This window comes from Pseudomonas sp. (assembly GCF_050739655.1).
Lineage (GTDB): Bacteria > Pseudomonadota > Gammaproteobacteria > Pseudomonadales > Pseudomonadaceae > Aquipseudomonas.
The window spans coordinates 1-1,911 of the sequence record NZ_JBOIBY010000719.1 but is presented as its reverse complement, the minus strand read 5'-3'; the positions used below and the strand labels follow the sequence as shown (position 1 = coordinate 1,911).

General features: G+C 61.7%; 2 protein-coding genes. Both read right to left on the bottom strand.

The features are described 5' to 3' along the window. Positions 1-69: 69 nt before the first annotated feature. Entirely contained in the window at positions 70-687 is a 618-nt protein-coding gene (locus tag ACRESJ_RS34065) for a DNA-3-methyladenine glycosylase family protein (RefSeq protein WP_431761809.1), read from the bottom strand. A gap of 35 nt (positions 688-722) precedes the next feature. Beyond that, positions 723-1,805, bottom strand: coding sequence for a bifunctional transcriptional activator/DNA repair enzyme AdaA (locus ACRESJ_RS34060; protein WP_431761808.1), 1,083 nt, complete (start codon positions 1,803-1,805; stop codon positions 723-725). Positions 1,806-1,911: the final 106 nt, after the last annotated feature.

Here is a 1,911-nt window from a genome sequence, read left to right as displayed (position 1 = left end):
AGCCCGCTCCCACATGGATCACCTTGAACCTGTGGGAGCGGGCTTGCCCGCGATGAACGATAACGCGATCTACTTGCCAGCCACCCGCCACAAATACCACGACGCCACCGTACGAAATGGACTCCACGCCAACCCGATCTCGATCATCTGCTTGCGCGTCGGTTGCACCTCCAACCCTTTGAGCCGCCGATAGCCTTCACGCACCCCAAAGTCATCGGCCGGCAAGATGTCCGGTCGATCCAGGCTGTAGATCAGCAGCATTTCCACGGTCCAGCGACCGACGCCACGCAAGGTGATCAGGCGTTCGATCAAGGCCTCATCGTCCATGGCCAGTGCCGTGGCGTAGTCCGGTACCACACCATCGAGCGACGCCTGGGCAATGCCTTGGATGGTGGCAATCTTGCTGGCAGAAAACCCGCAGCTGCGCAGTTGATCGAAGTCGGTGGCAACGATTTGCTCGGGTCTGGGAAACGCGACCCCAGGAAACAACGCCAGCAACCGCCCGACAATCGCATCGCCAGCCTTGGCGTGCAGTTGCTGGTAGGCAATCGCCCGCACCAATGATTCATACGGGTCGCGAGCGGCGTGGGGCTGGTGCAGGCAAGGCCCGACGGCGGTGACATGCCGACGCCAGTCAGCATCGAGGGCAGCCAGGAATTCGGTGGCGGGTACATACGTGTCAGGCATTGGCTCAAAGATTCTCGGGCGGTTTGAGTGCGCGATCAGAATGTTAGCTGTTGTGTGAGCTGCTTCGCGGCGTTCTCCAGCCTGAGCAGAAACGCCTTGCGCGGTTGCCCTCCACCATAGCCCGTCAACGAGCCGTCCGCACCGATCACCCGGTGGCACGGCACGACAATGGACAAGCGGTTATGCCCATTGGCCAGTCCCACGGCGCGACTGGCGCCGGGCTTGCCCAGCCTGGCGGCGATGGTGCCGTAGGTGGTGGTCTGACCGTAAGGGATTGTCGCCAGTTCGGCCCAGACCTGCCGGACGAATTCGCTGCCGGGCAGGTGCAGCGCCACCTTGAACTCAGTCAATTGGCCGGCGAAATATTGCACCAACTCCTGTTCGATTTGCTGCAAATGGGCGTTGTGTCCCGGCGCCACGGCATAGTCATACCGGTTTTGCAGTTCTTCGACTTCCCGGGTCAACGCCGGGCGATCCAGAAACTCCAGCAATACCAGCCCGCGTCGCTCGGCCATGGCGATCATCGGCCCCAGCGGTGTGGTCAGGCGGGTAAATAATAAGGGCTCGCTGTTGGCAGCACGACCCGGCGTGATGTGAAAGGACTTTTGAAAGGCATCGCGAAACCCGCTCAGGGATTCGTAACCAGAGTCGAACGCCGCGCTGTCGATGGAATCGCCTTGCTTGATGCCACCCAGTGCCATGCCCAGGCGCCGGGTGCGTAGCCAGGCATGAAAGGTCATGCCGAAATGCTGTTTGAACCAGCGTCGCAGCTTTAGCGGCTCGATGCCCTTGGCCAGCAATTGAGCGTCGGTCCAGCGCTGCTCTGGATCGGCCTCCACAGACTTGAGCAGTGTTTGCACCCAGGGCGGCGCGATGGCCGCGGCGTCCAGCGGCTTGCACCGCAGGCAGGCGCGGTAGCCCGCCGTCAGGCATTCGTCGGCGTGGGCGAAGAACTCGACGTTCTCCGGCTTGGGTTTGCGCGCCGTGCAACTGGGTCGACAGAAGATCCCGGTGGTCTTGACCGCGGTAAAGAACACCCCCTCGTAGGCGGTGTCTCGTTCGAGCATGGCGCGAACCATCTCGGCGTGGGGCGGAAGTAGCGTGCTTTGTAGGTTCATGGGTTGAGCTTAAGGTGCGTGGCGCAACGCCTCCACCGGAAAATCGACAGCGAATTCCGGATTGACGCAAATCCCTGTGTAGGAGCTGCCGCAGGCTGCGATCTTT